Genomic DNA, 15389 nt, shown 5'->3' on the forward strand with positions numbered 1-15389 from the left:
GACCGGGTCAGGTGGACGGCCCCGGCGGACGCGGCGCCGCCGCCCGGCGACGGCCCGCGCCGGTCAGGCCGCCGCCCGCGACGAGGCCAGCGCCGCCGACGTCAACGCCCTGGCCAGCGCCGGCTCGGTCAGAACGTCCACGTTGTCGCACAACTGGTCGATGCTGCCCGCCGGCGGCAGCGCCCGCACCTCCGGATCACGGATCGACTCCAGCAACGCCGCCGCGAACCGGTCCCCGCCGATCACCCGGAACGGCCGCGCGTGAAAACGCCGCACCGCCGGATCGAGCGGCCCCGTCAGCGCGATCCTGTTGTGCACGGCGGCCAGCCGCTCGTAGGCCGAGCACAACGCCTGCTCCCGCTCACCCCAGGAGCGGGCCGCCACCGCCCCGGCCAGCGCCTGACCGAGCTCGGCCGCACCCGGCAGGCGGGCCAGCGCGCTGCCCAGCCACTTGGCGTACGGCGGGTAGCGTCTGCGCTGCAGCAACGCCAGCCGCATCACCTGCCGCGCCAGGCCCGCCGCCAGCGCCGCCGAACCGAGCTCGTCACCCACTTCGGCGCACCGGCCGGGGAAGGACTCCTCCGCGCTGATCCGCCGCCACTGGCAGGCCAGCACATACCGCCACACGTCGTCGGGATACCAGGCCAGCGCCTGCCGTACCGCGGCCAGCTCGCCGAGCCCGTCGTGGAAGACCTCCCCGCGCGTCACCTCGGCCAGCGCCTGCCACGGCGCCGACAGCCAGTCCAGGGTGCTCACCCGCCCGCGCGGATCGAACCCGAGCCTGCCGGCCAGCCACCCGCCCAGCTCGTGCACCCGCACCCCGTGGCGCAGCAACCCACTCTGGGCGAACACCGTCGGATACCCGCCGAAACGCGCCGGCAGGCCGGCCGCGACCTGCTCCTCCACCTCGCCGACCGCCTCCGGCGCCACGAACAGCAGCACACGCGGCCCCCAGTCGTGGTCGGCGCTGCGTTCGGTGTCGAAGGCCTGCACCTCCGACCCCGGCCCGATCAGCGCGGCGCTGTGCCGCACCCCGGCCACCAGCGGCGCCACCACCTCGTTGTAGAAGGCGCGGCTCAACTCAATTCCAGGCACAAATCCAGACATCACTATGTCAACTGTGCCTGACGGCATCGGGAACCTCACCCGGTTTTCGCGGCGGTCCCGCCCGCGGGCCGGACCGCCCCACCCGGCCGTTAGGCTGGCGTGCGGCCACCCCGAAACCCAGCGAAAGGGCTGTTCACCGTGCTGCGCCTGTTCCGTGCCGTCGCCATCGCCGAGGCCTTCTCCTGGACCGGCCTGCTGGCCGGCATGTACGTCAAGTACATCCTCCAGGCCGGCGAGGTCGGCGTGAAGGTGTTCGGCCCCATCCACGGCGGCCTGTTCGTCCTGTACGTGGCGGCCGTGCTGCTGGTCGCCCGCGAGCGGGGCTGGTCACGCGGCACCGTCGTGGTGGGCCTGGTGTGCGCGGTGCCGCCGCTGGCCACCGTGTGGTTCGAACGCCGCCAGACGCGCCACGAACGCGCCCGGCAGACCACCACCACCCCCGCCACCGCGCACAACAGCACCGGCCAGGACAGCGGCGTTCAGGACACCACGCAGGCCGCCACCGCCCGCCGCCGGTAACCCAGCCCCGCATACAACCGCAACGCCGCCACGTTGTCGTCGTCGACCATCAGCGCCGCCCTGCCGTGCGCGGCCACCAGACGACCACTGACCCACCGGCACACCCGCCCGGCCAACCCCGTACCCCGCCACGGCGCCGCAGTGGCCACCCCCGCCACGAAACCGACCGACGGCGCGCTCCACGCGTCGGCCGCCACCGCCGCCAGCCTGCCCTCCACCCGCACCCCCGCCCAGCGGGCCACACCCTGCCCACCGGGCACCGCATAGGAGTCGGGCGCATGCTCGGCCAGCAACCGGCCGATCTGCCCCTCGAAGCGACCCTCCAGCCACGACACCCCGTCACTGGGACCGATCGGCACCTGCTCCAGACTCATCCAGGAGAAGACCCCCACCCGCCCCAGCCCCGGCACCCGCTCCGCCACCTGCCGCATCAGGTCCGCCTCACCCAGCGGCCGGTACGACGGCCCCAGCTCGGCCAGCGCGTGCCGCAGCACGGCGGCGGCATCAGCCGGATCCCCCCACACCGCCAGCCGGTCACGGCGGGAGATGCCCGGCGCCCCCGCCACCACCGCCCGGCCGCCCGCCCACGCCCGCCCACCACCCGCAAGGCCCTGAGCCGCCCACATCACCAGATCGTCATCGCCGCAGGCCGCCTCCAGCTCACCCGGCGTGGACAGCTCGCGGATCACAGGATGGCGCCCGGCACATACCCGGCGGCCCGCGGATAGCGCGCCACGACCTCGCCGACCAGCCCGCACACCCGCTGCACCTGGTCGCCGGCCGCGCCGGTGAAGGAAACCCGGTCAGCCAGCAACTCCTCCAGCCGCTCCCGATCCAGCGGGAAACGCTCATCGGCCGCCAGCCGCTCCAGCAGCCGGTTGGCCGACCCCTGCGAACGCATCTCCAGCGCCGAGGCCACCGCGTGCTCCTTGATCAGCTCGTGGGCCTGCTCACGGCCCACCCCCGCCCGCACCGCCGCCATCAGCATCTTCGTCGTGCCCAGGAACGGCAGATAACGGTCGAGCTCGGCCGAGATCACCGCGGGGAAAGCGCCGAACTCGGCCAGCACCGTCAGCATGGTCTCCATCAGCCCGTCGAAGGCGAAGAACGCATCCGGCAGCGCCACCCTGCGCACCACCGAGCACGACACGTCGCCCTCGTTCCACTGGTCACCGGCCAGCTCGGCCGTCATCGACGCATACCCGCGCAGGATCACCGTCAGCCCGTTGACCCGCTCACAGGAACGGGTGTTCATCTTGTGCGGCATCGCCGACGAGCCGACCTGACCCTCCTTGAACCCCTCGGTCACCAGCTCGTGCCCGGCCATCAACCTGATCGTCTTGGCCAGCGAGGACGGCGCCGCCGCCAACTGCACCAGCGCACCGACCACCTCGAAGTCCAGCGACCGCGGATACACCTGCCCGACACTGGTCAAGCGCCGCTCGAAACCCAGATGCGCGGCCACCCGCTCCTCCAGCTCCGCCAGCTTGCCGCGATCACCACCCAGCAGGTCGAGCATGTCCTGCGCGGTGCCCACCGGCCCCTTGATCCCCCGCAACGGATAGCGGCCGATCAACTCCTCCAGCCGCGCGAAACCCACCAGCAGCTCGTCGGCCGCGCTCGCGAACCGCTTGCCCAGCGTGGTCGCCTGCGCCGCCACATTGTGGGAACGGCCCGCCATCACACTCGCCTCGTACTGCTCGGCCAGCGCCCCCAGCCGGGCCAGCAACGCCACGACCCGATCACGCACCAGCAGCAGACTGTCGCGGATCTGCAGCTGCTCGACGTTCTCCGTCAGGTCACGCGAGGTCATCCCCTTGTGAACATGCTCATGCCCGGCCAGCGCGTTGAACTCCTCGATACGCGCCTTCACATCGTGCCTGCTGACACGCTCCCGCTCGGCGATGGAGGCCAGATCGACCTGCTCGACCACCTTCTCGTAGTCGTCGATCGCCTGCTGCGGCACCGCCACCCCCAGCTCGGCCTGCGCCTTCAACACCGCCAACCACAGCCGCCGCTCGGCGACCACCTTCGACTCGGGAGACCACAGGCGAGCCAGCTCGGCGGAGGCGTAGCGGGCGGCCAGAACGTTCGGGATGCGCGGCTTGGAAGTCACGTTGCCCCAGTGTATGGGGCCGCCCCGCCCCGCCCGGCAAGCGGGGGTGACGGGACGGCCCGGCGCCCTAGACCGGCGCGCCCACCTTCTCGGCGGCCGGCGCCGGCACGGCCCCGCCACGCCCGCCCAACCGCTCCTTGACCCGCTCCACCATCGTGTACAGCGTCGGCACCAGCACCAGCGTCAGCAGCGTCGAAGAGATCAACCCGCCGATCACCACGATCGCCAGCGGCTGCGAGATGAACCCGCCCGAGCCGGTCACCCCCAGCGCCATCGGCGTCAGCGCGCAGATCGTCGCCACCGCCGTCATCAGGATCGGCCGCAACCTGCGCCGGCCACCCTCGATGACCGCCTCCACCACACCAAGGCCCTGCTCCCGGTACTGGTTGACCAGGTCGATCAGCACGATCGCGTTGGTCACCACGATGCCGATCAGCATCAGCATGCCGATCAGCGCCGGCACACCCATCGGCGTACCCGTCAGCAGCAGCAGCCCCAGCGCACCCGTCGCCGCGAACGGCACCGACACCAGCAGGATCAGCGGCTGCACGAAACTGCGGAACGTCGCCACCATGATCATGAAGACGATCGCGATCGCCGCCAGCATCGCCACCCCCAGATCGGCGAACGCGTCGGCCTGGTCAGCCGACACACCGCCGACGGTGAAGGCGGCACCCGCCGGCAGCGCCAGCCCGTCCAGCTTCTTCGTCAGCGCCTGCGTCAACCTGCCCAGATCGCTGGCCGAAGCCTTGGCCGAAACCGTCGCCGACCGCTCACCGTCGATCCTGGAGATCTGCGTCGGCCCGTCCACCTGCGACACCGTCGCCACCTGCGACACCTTCACCGCGCCGACCTTGAGCTTCTCCACCTCCTCGACGTCCTCCGGCTCGTCGCCACCCCGCAGGATCAGGTCACTGTCGACACCGTCCAAGGTCAGCCGGCCCAGCGGCGCGCCACGGAAGGCCTGCGCCACCACCTGACCCACCTGCGCCTCGGTGACACCCTTGGCCGCCGCCTTCTTCCTGTCGACGACCACCTCGATCCGCGGCGCGCTCGACTCCAGATCCGAGGAGACGTCCCGCAACCCCTCCACCTGCCCGACAGCCGTGGCCACCTGCCCGGCCGCCGCACGCAACGTGGCGGTGTCGGGCGCCTGCACGATCACCTCGACCGAGTCCGAGCCGAACCCGGCGCCGCCCTGCCCGCCGACCGTCACCTCACCGACACCCGACAGGCCCTTCAGCTCCTGGCGCAGCCGCTCCTCCAGCGCCGGCGTGTCGCTGCCCTCGGCGACCGTCACCGAGAAGGAGGCACGGTCGGCACCGCCGCCCGCCCCGCCCCGCATCGCGTTGCCGCCACCCACGTTGACCTGGTACGACTGCACGCCGTCCAGATCCGCCAGCACCTTCTCCACCTTCTTGGCCGCCGCGTCCGTGGCAGCCAGATCCGTGCCGGCCGGCATCTTCTGGCTCAGCGAGATCGTGTCCTGGCCGGAGGAGTCGATGAAGTTCGTCTCCAGCCTGCCGGCCAGCCCCATCGTGGCCGCGAACACCACCACCCCGATCAGGACCGTCACCAGCCGCCGGCGCGTGGCAAAGCGCAACACCGGCAGATACATCCGCTGCAACGGGCTGCGCAGCTCCTTGGCCTCAGCCGCCTCCCGCACCGCCCGCGCCTGCTCAGGCTCCAGCGCCGGAGCCTTCAGGAACCAGTAGGCCAGCACCGGGATCACCGTCAGCGACACCAGCAGCGAAGCCAGCAACGCCACCGTCACCGTCATCGCGAACGGCGCGAACAGCTCGCCCACCATGCCGCCCACGAACGCGATCGGCGCGAAGACCGCCACCGTCGTCAGCGTCGAGGCCGTCACCGCGCCCGACACCTCACGCACCGCCGCCGTCACCGCCGTACGCTTCGGCTCGCCGTAGCCCAGATGCCGCTTGATGTTCTCCAAGACCACGATCGAGTCGTCGACCACCCGGCCCACCGCGATCGTCAGCGCGCCCAGCGTCAGCATGTTCAGCGAGTAGTCACCCGCCCACAACGCGATCAGCGCGATCACCACCGACAGCGGGATCGACACCGCCGTCACCAGCGTCGAACGCAGCGACAGCAGGAACACCAGGATCACCAGGACGGCGAAGACCAGCCCCAGCAGCCCCTCGGTCGTCAGGTCCTCGATCGACCGCTCCACGTACGGCGCCTGATCGAAGATCACCGTCGCCTTGGCGCCCAGCGCCGACTCCATCGCCGGCAGCTTCTCCCGCACGGCGTGCGAGATCGCCACCGCGTTGCCGTCCGGCGTCATCGTCACCGACACACCCAGGCTCGGCTCGCCGTTGGTGCGCGTCAGCGTCGTCGCCTCGCTCTTGCGCCGCTCGATGTCGGCCACATCGCCCAGCCGCACCGGCTTGGGCGGCTTCGGCGCGGCCTGCACCGGCGCCTGCCCCGCACCCGGCGGCATCGCCCTGCCCGGCACCTGCCGCGCCTGCCCCTGCGCCTGGGCCGGGGCGGCGGCCTGCGGCGCCGCCGGCACCAGATACAGGTCCTCCAGCGCCTCGATCGACTCGATCCGCGAGCCCACCTGCACCGTCAGCGCCTTACCCGACTCCTTCAGCGTGCCGGCCGGCACCGGCGTCCCGTTGGCCTTCAGCACCTCCGGGATCTGCGCCGGCGACACACCCTTGTCGGCCATCTTGTCGGCGTCCGGCGTGATGACCACCGTCTCGCCCCTGGCGCCGGTGACCTCCGCCTCGCGCACCCCGTCGATGCCCTGCAGCTGCGGCACCAGCACGCGGTCCAGCTTGTCGGCCATCGCCCGCTCGTCGCCGCCGTCGCCCACCGCCAGCACCACGACCGGGATGTCGTCGGTGTTACCCGCCACCACCTGAGGATCGACACCATCGGGCAACTGCGCCCTGATCTTGCCGATCGCCGTCTGCATCGTGGCCACCGACTCCTCGATGTCGGTGCCGTAGGCGAAGGAGACCTGGACCTGCGCCAGCCCCTCCTTCGAAGTCGAGGTCATCTCTTCCAGGCCGTCGATCCCGGCGAAGGAGTCCTCGATCGGCTTGGTGACCTGATCCTCCACGATCTCCGGAGAAGCCCCCGGGTAGGACGCGACGACGAACGCGCCGGGAAACGACAGCGACGGCAGCAACTGCTGCTTCAGCTGCGGGATCGTGTAGGCGCCGAACGCGCTCAACACGATCGCCACCAATATCACCAGACTGCGGTTGGCAAGGCTCAACCGGGCCAGAGCTGTCATCCGCTCCTCACAGGGCAAACGGGACAAAGATTTCGGCCCAGACTAACACTTTGCCTCGCACGAATATTTAGCCCGAGGCGGCTTTCCTGATAACCTTCTCAGGAAGCGAGAGGTGAGAGTGAACGACGAACGCGACAAGCTGATCCGACAGATCAGCGACACCCAGCGCGAGCTCGGCCGCGTCTTCGCGCAGGACCGATCCTCACCCCTGTTCAGCTCCAACCTCACCATGAGCCAGCTCAAGGTCATCATCCTGCTGGCCTACACCGGCTCCGCCTCAGGCCAGGAACTCGCCACCAACCTCGGCGTCGGCCTGGCCACCGTCACCGGCATCGTCGACCGCCTCATCGGCCACGGCCTGGTCACCCGCCACGAAGACCCCCACGACCGCCGCGTCCGCCGCGTCGAACTCACCGACGCCGGCCGCACCCTCATCGAACAACTCAACGACGCCGGCCTGCGCCACTACCGCCGCATCATGCAACGCCTCGACCTCGACACCCTGCGCACCCTCGCCGACATCACCGCCAAGATCGCCGACATCGCCCGCGACCTCCCCTGGCACGACGACGACCAGCACGTCCCCACTCAAGGCGAACCCGGCCGCACCGCCGCCAGATAACCCAGCAACGCATCCCGGTTACGCGCCAGACAGTCGATCCGCGCCTGGATCCGCGCCACCTCCCCCCGCAACAACCCCTCCAGCTCCGGCGTCAGACACGCCGGATGCACATGGATCCCCTCAGGCCCCTCCAGGAACGGCAGAATCCGCCGGATGATCTCCGTCGTCAACCCCGCATCCAGCAACCCCCTGATCTGCTGCACCCGAGACACCGCCGCCTCGCCATAACACCGGTAACCGTTGTCCGAACGCGACGCCCCCAGCAGACCCTGCTCCTCGTAATAGCGCAGCATCCGCGACGGCACCCCCGTACGCCGCGACAACTCACCGATCCGCACCACCACACCCCCTTGCCTTCACACTGATGTGAAGGTCCAAGCATGGCCGCATGCCCGCCCGAACACCACTCGGCGCACTACCGGCCCTGTTCAGCGCCGCCTTCACCGCCGTCATGACCGAACTGCTGCCCGCAGGCCTGCTCCCCCACATCAGCCACGACCTCCACACCAGCCCCGCCACCACCGGCCACCTCGTCACCGGCTACGCCATCACCTCCTGCGCCGCCGCCATCCCCATCACCGCCGCCCTGCGCTCCCTGCCCCGACGCCCCGTCCTGATCACCACCCTCGCCGGATTCGCCGCCTGCAACCTCATCACGGCCCTGTCCGACACCTACGCCCTCACCTTCGCCGCCCGCCTGCTCGCCGGCGCCCTCGGCGGCACCCTGTGGGCCATGCTCGTCGGCTACGCCACCCGCATCGTCGCCCCCACCCACCGCGGCCGCGCCATCGCCATCGTCTCCGCCGGCATCACCATCGCCCTGTGTGCCGGCATCCCCGCCGGAACCGCCCTGGCCGACCTGTACGGCTGGCGCGCCACCTTCGCCGCCCTGGCCGTACTCTCACTCCTGATCGCCGCCTGGACCCGCGGGCAGGTCCCACCCCTGCCCGGCGACCAGACCACCTCCCGCCGCCACTCCCTCCGCCAGGTCAGCCACCTGCCCGGCATCAGACGCGTCCTCACCCTCACCGCCGTCGTCCTGCTCGGCCACCAGACCATGTACACCTACATCGCCCCCTACACCCAGCACACCGGCGGCCGCACCGACCTGACCCTGCTCGTCTTCGGCCTGGCCACCGTCGCCGGCATCCTCATCACCGGCGCCCTCGTCGACCACCACCCGCGCGCCGCCCTCACCACCGCCCTCGCCCTGCTCACCGCAGCCATGCTCACCCTCGCCCTCACCCCCGCCGCCGTCCTGATCGCCGCCGCCGTCTGGGGAACCGCCTTCGGCGCCGCCCCCACCCTCCTGCAGGCAGCACTCGTCAGCGCCTCAGGACCCCGGCACGCCGACCTCGCCACCGCCATGCAGACCACCGTCTACAACCTCGGCATCGCCGCCGGCTCCCTGACCGGCGGCCTCGTCCTCGACCACGCCGGACCCGCCGCGCTCCCGTGGGCCGCACTCGCCATCCTCGCCCTCACCTGGCGCATCCTGCCCGCCGTCACCTACGCCCGCCCCCAGCCGCGACGACGTGACCACCACGACGCCCCTGCTTGTTGAAGACGGTCTTCAGTCCTTGAATGAAGGGCGGCCAACGGCCGCCCTACCCAGCGCCTTTACAAAGTAGATTCCAAGCGGGCGAGAACGGCCGGCAGGCGCTCCTGGTAGACCACCGTCAGCCGCCTGGTCGCCCTCGTCATCGCCACGTACAGGGCCCGCGCCGACTGGGCGAGGATCCCCTCCGGGTCGACCACCACCACGGCGTCGAACTCCAGCCCCTTGGCCTGCGTGACCGTCAGCACCGCCACCGGCGCCTCCAGGTCGTCGCCGCCCGGCAGCAGCGCCGCCACCCGCGCGTGGACCGCGTCCGAGGTGACCACCCCGACCCGGCCCTCGCCGATCCGGCCGCGCTCCCGCTCGGCCAGCGCCGGCACCTCACCCAGCCCCGCCCGTACGGCAAGCGGCCGGTCCCCGCCCCGCCGTACCGACTCCGGCGGCCGCAACGCCGGATCGACGGCGCGCAGCACGTCGGCCGCCACCTCCATGATCTCCACCGGGGTCCGGTAGTTGACCAGCAGCCGCTCCTCCCGCCACCGCCCCGCCAGGTAGGGATCGAGCACCTCGGCCCACGAGCGCGCCCCCGCCGCCGAACCGGTCTGCGCCACATCGCCCACCACGGTCAGCGACAGGGCCGGCACCCTGCGCATGACCATCCGCCAGGCCATCGGCGACAGCTCCTGCGCCTCGTCGACGATCACATGCCCGTAGGCCCACGTGCGGTCGGCGGCCGCCCTGTCGGCCGTCGTCAGCGCGTCGCCACCGTCGTCGTGCCGCTCGGCCAGCGCCGCCGCCTCCATCAGCTCCGCCTCGGCCAGGCCGGTCGACACCAGCACCTCCCGGGCGTACCGCTCGGCCTCCCTGCGCACCTGTTCAGCCTGTCGCGCGGCCTGCCTGGCCGGCGAGTCGTCCTCGCCCAGCAGCTCGGCCGCCTCGTCGAGAAGCGGCACGTCACCGACCGTCCACGGGGCGTCCGCCGGCCGCGCCAGCACCGCCCAGTCGAGCCCGGCGGCGGCCGAGGCCAGCCGCTCCGGCGACGACAGCAGCTCGCTCACCAGCCGCTGCGGCGTCAGCTCCGGCCACAGCTCCTCCAGCGCGTCCCGCACCTGCGGGAAGGACCACAGCCGTGCGGCCTCGTAGGCCAGGTCCTGCTCGGTGTAGGGCTCCTGCGGGGCGGGCAGCTCCCGCTCCAGCTCGGCCACCACCTCGGCCGGCAGGAAGTTCTCCAGCGCCAGCGACCTTTCCACGCCCTCCAGCAGGTCGCGCGCCAGCTCCCGCAGCAGTTCGGTGACCAGCAGCTTGCGCGCCATGTTGTGCGGCAGCCGTACGGCTCGAGCCCGGTCCCTGACGCGCGCGCACGTCTCGTGGCCGACCCGCAGCGGCGTACCGTCCACCTCCACCTCGAGGTCGCCGTCGGGAACCCGCTGCCGATCCCGTACGGCCGCCGCCACCACCGCCGCCATCCGCCGATCGCCCTTGACCACGGCCACCCGCGGCGGGTCCTCGGCCACGGCCCGCACGCCGGGAAACAGCTCCCCCACCGTGGACATCACCACCTGCGTCTCGCCCAGAGCGGGCAGCACGTGCTCGATGTAGCGCAGGAACATGCTGTTGGGCCCGACGACGAGCACACCGCGCCGCTCCAGCGTCTCGCGGTGGGCGTACAGCAGGTAGGCGGCCCGGTGCAGCGCCGCCACGGTCTTGCCGGTGCCCGGCCCGCCCTGCACCACCAGCGCGCCCTGCAGCCCCGAGCGGATCACCCTGTCCTGCTCGGTCTGGATGGTGGCCACCACGTCGCCCATCCGCCCGGTACGGCCGCGCCGCAGCGCCGCCAGGAGCGCCGCCTCGCCCACCAGCGTGCGCCGCTCGCCGTCGCTCATCCGTTCCAGGTCGAACACCTCGTCGTCCAGGCCGACGACGGTGCGTCCCTTCAGGTGCAGGTGGCGTCTGCGCACCAGGGCGCCGGGCGCGCCGGGGGTGGCCACGTAGAAGGGCCGGGCGGCCGGGGCCCGCCAGTCGATCAGCACCGACTCGTGCTCCTCGTCGCGCAGCCCGATCCGGCCGATGTAGGTGGTGGCGCCGTCGCGGTCGTCGATCCTGCCGAAGCACAGCCCCCGCTCCACGGCGGTCAGCTGCGCCAGGCGGCGCGCCTGCTCGGCGGCGGCGACCTCGCGCTCGACCCGGCCCTGCACGTTGGCCACCGTGCCGCCGCTGCCGAGCACCTCGCGCAGGACGCGCCCGGCCCGGCCCTTGGCGGCGTCGAGCCAGCCGTAGAGCATGGTGACGCGGGACTGCTCGGCGCTGATGGCTTCAGCCAAGCCCTCTTGACGAATCGACATACGACTGTTACCCTCCTCGTAGAGAGGTTTAGCAGCCTCTTTTTGGCGTGCCTAAGTGACGCAGCTTACCTAGCACTGGGGCCGCCGTCACGCCGATCCGCCTTCCACCCCGCGATCCGGTCACCTGTTCACGGCCGGGCCCGGCACCGTGTCACCCGCGGCGTCACCCCTCGGCGTCACGCCTTGGCCGGACCGCGCAGCACCTCGATGACGCTGCCGAAGCTGTCCGCGCCGTGCCCCGCCGCCCTGGCCCGCACCATCGTGGCCTTCACCAGCTCGGGCAGCGCGTTGTCGACACCCCGCTCCGCGGCCGCGTGGATCAGGTGGTCGATCGCGGCGATCTGCACGTCCACCGTGGCGTCGTCACCGGGGTAGCGACCGGCGTCCACCTGGGCCGCGTACGTCGCGACGAAACCCGCCACCGCCGTCAGCCAGCGGATCGCGACCGGCGTGTAGGCGGTGGCCGCGATCTTGTCCGCGCCGACCATCGCCGTGCCGTGCAACCAGCCGGTCATCGTCGCCCACATCAACCCGAGCAGCGCCGCGTCGTACAGCGAGGCCATGCCGGGGTCGTCGCCCAGACGCACGGGGTCGCCCAGCGCCGACAGCACCTCACGGCGAGCCTCGAACACCTCCCGCGAACCGCTGTAGAGGAACATCATCTCCTGGCTGCCGACCCCCGGCGGCGTCGTCATGATGGCGCCGTCCAGGTAGCCCACGCCGTGCGCGAGCGCCCACGCCGCCATCTGCCTGGCCTGCTCGGGAGAACCGGAGGTGAGGTTGACCAGCTCCCTGCCCGCCAGCGACCCGGTGACCGGCTCGAGCACCTCCAGCAGCGCGCCGTAGTCCAGGACGCACGCGATCACCACGTCGCCGGCCTCGACCGCCTCCCGCGGCGTGGCCGCCGCCCGTGCGCCCCGCGCCACCAGCGCCTCGGCCCTGCCCGCCGAACGGTTCCACACCGTCGTCTCCACACCCTTGTCCAGCAGGGCGCCGGCCAGCGCCGACCCCATCGAACCCAGCCCGAGCACGGTCACTCTCATGTCACAACTCCTTGTTTCGTGTGCCGGACCACGTTCGCAGGCGCGTGCCGGGCCACGACAGTGACACCCATGACGGCGACCACCAAATTCCTGCCATACGCTGAGGCCATGAGCGCCGGATCCGTCGCCGTGGTCGTCACCGACAACATCGCCGTCCCCTCCTGGGACCTGTACGAGCTGAGCATCCCGTGCACCGTCTTCGGCAAGCCGCAGCCCGACCTGGCCGACCCGTGGTACGAGCTGCGCCTGTGCGGGACGAGCGGCACCCCCGGCGCGGGCCCCGAGGGCGCAGCCGTACCGGGACTGGCCCTGCGCACCCCCTACGGGCTCGACGACCTCGCCGGCGCCGACACCGTCATCGTCCCCTCGGTGCCCGACGCCTGCGTCGAGGACGGCGCGCCGCTGCCGCCCGCGCTCATCACCGCCCTGCGCCGCGCCTACGACGCCGGCGCCCGCATGGTGTCGCTGTGCACCGGCGCCTTCGCCCTGGCCGAGGCCGGGCTGCTCGACGGGCGCCGCGCCACCGCCCACTGGATGCACACCGCCCAGCTCGCCCAGCGCTACCCGAAGGTCCAGGTCGACGACTCGGTGCTGTACGTCGACGACGGCGACGTGCTGACCAGCGCCGGACTGACCGCCGGACTCGACCTGTGCCTGCACCTGGTCCGGCGCGATCTGGGCGCGCACGTGGCCAACCAGCTCGCCCGGCGCATGGTCGTGCCCGCCCACCGGCCCGGCGGCCAGGCCCAGTTCATCGACCTGTCGGTGCCCGACTCCGACGACGGCGGCATGGCGCCGGTCCTGGAATGGGCGCGCGCCCGGCTCGACCAGCCGCTGACCGTCGAGGACCTCGCGCGCCGCGCCGCGATGAGCCCCCGCACCCTCTACCGCCGCCTGCAGGCCGCCACCGGCATGACGCCGCTGCAGTGGCTGCTCAACCAGCGCCTGGGCCGGGCCCAGAGCCTGCTGGAGTCGACCGACCTGCCGGTCGAGAAGGTCGGCGAGCTGAGCGGCCTGGGCACGGCCAACAACCTGCGCCACCACTTCCTCAAGCACGTGGGGGTCTCGCCGAGCGACTACCGGCGCGCCTTTCCCCGCACCTCGTAGGAGAAAGTCGGCAGCGTGGTGTCGATCCGGCCGCCGGCCGTTCGTGTAAGGGATGAGACGACATCCGGGAGGACACCATGAAGCAGTACCTGCTCAGCATCTACCAGCCCGACGGCGAGCCGCCGGCACCCGACGTGCTGGCCGCGATCATGCGCGACGTCGACGCGTGGGACCGGGAGCTCAGGGCCGCCGGCGCCTGGGTGTTCACCGGCCGCCTGCACCCTGCCGGCACCGCCACCGTGATCCGCCACAAGGACGGTGAGCCGCTGCTGACCGACGGGCCGTACACCGAGGGCAAGGAGCACATCGGCGGCTTCGTCGTCATCCAGGCCGCCGACCTCGACGCGGCGCTCGAATGGGGCCGCAAGGCCGGCCTGGCCACCAGGCTGCCGATCGAGGTCCGTCCGCTGCACGACTGACATGTCCTTCGTGGAAGGCGTCTTCCGCCAGGAGTACGGCCGCGCCGTCGCCGTCCTGGTCCGCCACTTCGGCGACATCGACCTCGCCGAGGAGGCGGTCCAGGACGCCTTCGCCGAGGCGGTCCGCCGCTGGCCGGCGGCGGGCCCGCCGCCGAGCCCGGCCGGATGGATCATCACCACCGCCCGCAACCGCGCCATCGACCGCCTGCGCCGCGAGGCCTCCCGCCAGGACCGTCACGCCGAGGCCGCGCTGCTGCACGCCCCCGACGAGCCCACGGAGGAAGGGCCCGTGCACGACGACCGGCTGCGCCTCATCTTCACCTGCTGCCATCCCGCCCTCGCGCCCGCCGCCCGGGTGGCGCTCACGCTGCGGCTGCTGGGCGGCCTGACCACCGCCGAGATCGCCCACGCCTTCCTGGTGCCCGAGGCGACCATGGCCCAGCGGCTGGTGCGCGCCAAGGGCAAGATCCGCGACGCGCGCATTCCTTACCGGGTGCCGCGCGAGGCCGACCTGCCCGACCGGCTGCGCGCGGTCCTGGCCGTCATCTACCTGATCTTCAACGAGGGCTACGCCGCCAGCGCCGGCGCGCGCCTGCAACGCGAGGACCTGTGCGCCGAGGCGATACGGCTGGGCCGGCTGCTGGCCGAGCTCATGCCCGACGAGGACGAGGTGTGGGGGCTGCTGGCACTGATGCTGCTGCTGCACGCGCGCCGCGCCGCCCGCGCCGACACCCAGGGCCGGCTGGTACGGCTGGCCGAGCAGGACCGCTCGCTGTGGGAGCGCGACCTGATCGCCGAGGGCCAGGCGATCGTGCGCGCGTGCCTGCGCCGCGACCGGCCGGGCCCCTATCAGATCCAGGCGGCGATCAACGCCGTGCACAGCGACGGTCCGGCCACCGACTGGCGGCAGGTCCTGGCGCTGTACGACCAGCTGCTGGCGATCGCGCCGAGCCCCGTCGTGGCGCTCAACCGGGCGGTGGCGGTGGCCGAGGTCAGCGGCCCGGCCGCGGCGCTGGAACTGGTCGGCGAGCTGGATCTGGGCTCCTACCACCTGTTCCACGCCATCCGCGCCGACCTGCTGCGCCGGCTGGGCCGCACGGCCGAGGCCGGAGCGGCCTACGCGGCGGCGATCGACCTGGCGGGCAACGACGCCGAACGGGCCTTCCTGCGGGAGCAGGCCGGCAGGCTTTGACAACAAATATTGTCGGTGGGAGAGTGGGAGCGTCTTCTTGCCGCGCGGAGGACGGGCCGTCCACGCGAGCGCCGCCCAGCACACCCAGGAGTCCTG

Annotated in this window: 13 protein-coding genes; 6 read left to right on the forward strand and 7 right to left on the reverse strand. The window is 72.1% G+C overall.

Annotated elements, in window-relative coordinates; all coding sequences use genetic code 11:
• Nucleotides 1-63: 63 nt before the first annotated feature.
• Complete coding sequence (locus ACWDLG_RS21435) at nucleotides 64-1080, reverse strand: DUF4037 domain-containing protein (RefSeq protein ID WP_449922348.1); 1017 nt, start codon at nucleotides 1078-1080, stop codon at nucleotides 64-66.
• A gap of 165 nt (nucleotides 1081-1245) precedes the next feature.
• On the opposite strand from ACWDLG_RS21435, the gene ACWDLG_RS21440 reads away from it, so the two are divergent.
• Nucleotides 1246-1626, forward strand: coding sequence for a DUF3817 domain-containing protein (locus tag ACWDLG_RS21440; RefSeq protein WP_449922350.1), 381 nt, complete (start codon nucleotides 1246-1248; stop codon nucleotides 1624-1626).
• On the opposite strand, the gene ACWDLG_RS21445 is transcribed toward ACWDLG_RS21440, so the two are convergent.
• The 3 genes from ACWDLG_RS21445 to ACWDLG_RS21455 form a co-directional block, all read right to left on the reverse strand.
• Entirely contained in the window at nucleotides 1587-2315 is a 729-nt protein-coding gene (locus ACWDLG_RS21445; protein ID WP_449922352.1) for a GNAT family N-acetyltransferase, read from the reverse strand. The genes ACWDLG_RS21440 and ACWDLG_RS21445 overlap by 40 nt on opposite strands.
• Entirely contained in the window at nucleotides 2312-3742 is a 1431-nt protein-coding gene (gene purB, locus ACWDLG_RS21450) for an adenylosuccinate lyase (protein ID WP_449922354.1), read from the reverse strand. Before purB ends, ACWDLG_RS21445 begins: the two co-directional genes overlap by 4 nt.
• A gap of 67 nt (nucleotides 3743-3809) precedes the next feature.
• The gene (locus ACWDLG_RS21455) at nucleotides 3810-7010 is read right to left on the reverse strand and encodes an efflux RND transporter permease subunit (RefSeq protein ID WP_449922356.1); all 3201 of its coding nucleotides are present in this window, start codon (nucleotides 7008-7010) and stop codon (nucleotides 3810-3812) included.
• A 112-nt stretch (nucleotides 7011-7122) separates the two neighbouring features.
• On the opposite strand from ACWDLG_RS21455, the gene ACWDLG_RS21460 reads away from it, so the two are divergent.
• Complete coding sequence (locus tag ACWDLG_RS21460) at nucleotides 7123-7632, forward strand: MarR family winged helix-turn-helix transcriptional regulator (protein WP_354921189.1); 510 nt, start codon at nucleotides 7123-7125, stop codon at nucleotides 7630-7632.
• Here ACWDLG_RS21460 and ACWDLG_RS21465 read toward each other — a convergent pair.
• On the reverse strand, nucleotides 7599-7976 hold the full coding sequence (locus ACWDLG_RS21465) for a MerR family transcriptional regulator (RefSeq protein ID WP_449922358.1): 378 nt from the start codon (nucleotides 7974-7976) through the stop codon (nucleotides 7599-7601). The genes ACWDLG_RS21460 and ACWDLG_RS21465 overlap by 34 nt on opposite strands.
• A gap of 44 nt (nucleotides 7977-8020) precedes the next feature.
• Here ACWDLG_RS21465 and ACWDLG_RS21470 point away from each other — a divergent pair, with 44 nt between their 5' ends.
• A complete protein-coding gene (locus tag ACWDLG_RS21470) occupies nucleotides 8021-9196 on the forward strand; it encodes an MFS transporter (RefSeq protein ID WP_449922360.1) in 1176 nt (391 codons plus the stop codon).
• Nucleotides 9197-9252: 56 nt separating this feature from the next.
• Here the strand turns inward: ACWDLG_RS21470 and ACWDLG_RS21475 are convergent, their stop codons facing one another.
• Nucleotides 9253-11532 carry a HelD family protein gene (locus tag ACWDLG_RS21475; protein ID WP_449922364.1) on the reverse strand — a complete coding sequence of 760 codons (2280 nt, stop codon included), beginning with the start codon at nucleotides 11530-11532 and terminating at the stop codon, nucleotides 9253-9255.
• A gap of 176 nt (nucleotides 11533-11708) precedes the next feature.
• Nucleotides 11709-12575 (reverse strand): NAD(P)-dependent oxidoreductase, encoded by an 867-nt coding sequence (locus ACWDLG_RS21480; RefSeq protein ID WP_449922366.1) that lies wholly within the window; start codon nucleotides 12573-12575, stop codon nucleotides 11709-11711.
• A gap of 108 nt (nucleotides 12576-12683) precedes the next feature.
• Here ACWDLG_RS21480 and ACWDLG_RS21485 point away from each other — a divergent pair, with 108 nt between their 5' ends.
• The 3 genes from ACWDLG_RS21485 (at nucleotide 12684) to ACWDLG_RS21495 (ending at nucleotide 15293) form a co-directional block, all read left to right on the forward strand.
• Nucleotides 12684-13682, forward strand: a complete 999-nt coding sequence (locus tag ACWDLG_RS21485; protein ID WP_449922368.1) for a GlxA family transcriptional regulator — start codon at nucleotides 12684-12686, stop codon at nucleotides 13680-13682.
• A gap of 77 nt (nucleotides 13683-13759) precedes the next feature.
• Nucleotides 13760-14101, forward strand: coding sequence for a YciI family protein (locus ACWDLG_RS21490; RefSeq protein ID WP_449922370.1), 342 nt, complete (start codon nucleotides 13760-13762; stop codon nucleotides 14099-14101).
• 1 nt (nucleotide 14102) lies between these two features.
• Nucleotides 14103-15293: an RNA polymerase sigma factor gene (locus ACWDLG_RS21495; RefSeq protein ID WP_449922372.1), complete on the forward strand. Its 1191-nt coding sequence runs from the start codon at nucleotides 14103-14105 to the stop codon at nucleotides 15291-15293.
• Nucleotides 15294-15389 lie beyond the last annotated feature (96 nt).

The organism is Nonomuraea sp. NPDC003727, assembly GCF_053586935.1.

Coding starts and splice junctions, on each gene's coding strand:
- ACWDLG_RS21455 (WP_449922356.1), bottom strand. CDS start 7,010: ATGACAGCTCTGGCCCGGTTGAGCCTTGCCAACCGCAGTCTGGTGATA.
- ACWDLG_RS21470 (WP_449922360.1), top strand. CDS start 8,021: ATGCCCGCCCGAACACCACTCGGCGCACTACCGGCCCTGTTCAGCGCC.
- ACWDLG_RS21475 (WP_449922364.1), bottom strand. CDS start 11,532: ATGTCGATTCGTCAAGAGGGCTTGGCTGAAGCCATCAGCGCCGAGCAG.
- ACWDLG_RS21480 (WP_449922366.1), bottom strand. CDS start 12,575: ATGAGAGTGACCGTGCTCGGGCTGGGTTCGATGGGGTCGGCGCTGGCC.
- ACWDLG_RS21485 (WP_449922368.1), top strand. CDS start 12,684: ATGAGCGCCGGATCCGTCGCCGTGGTCGTCACCGACAACATCGCCGTC.
- ACWDLG_RS21490 (WP_449922370.1), top strand. CDS start 13,760: ATGAAGCAGTACCTGCTCAGCATCTACCAGCCCGACGGCGAGCCGCCG.
- ACWDLG_RS21495 (WP_449922372.1), top strand. CDS start 14,103: ATGTCCTTCGTGGAAGGCGTCTTCCGCCAGGAGTACGGCCGCGCCGTC.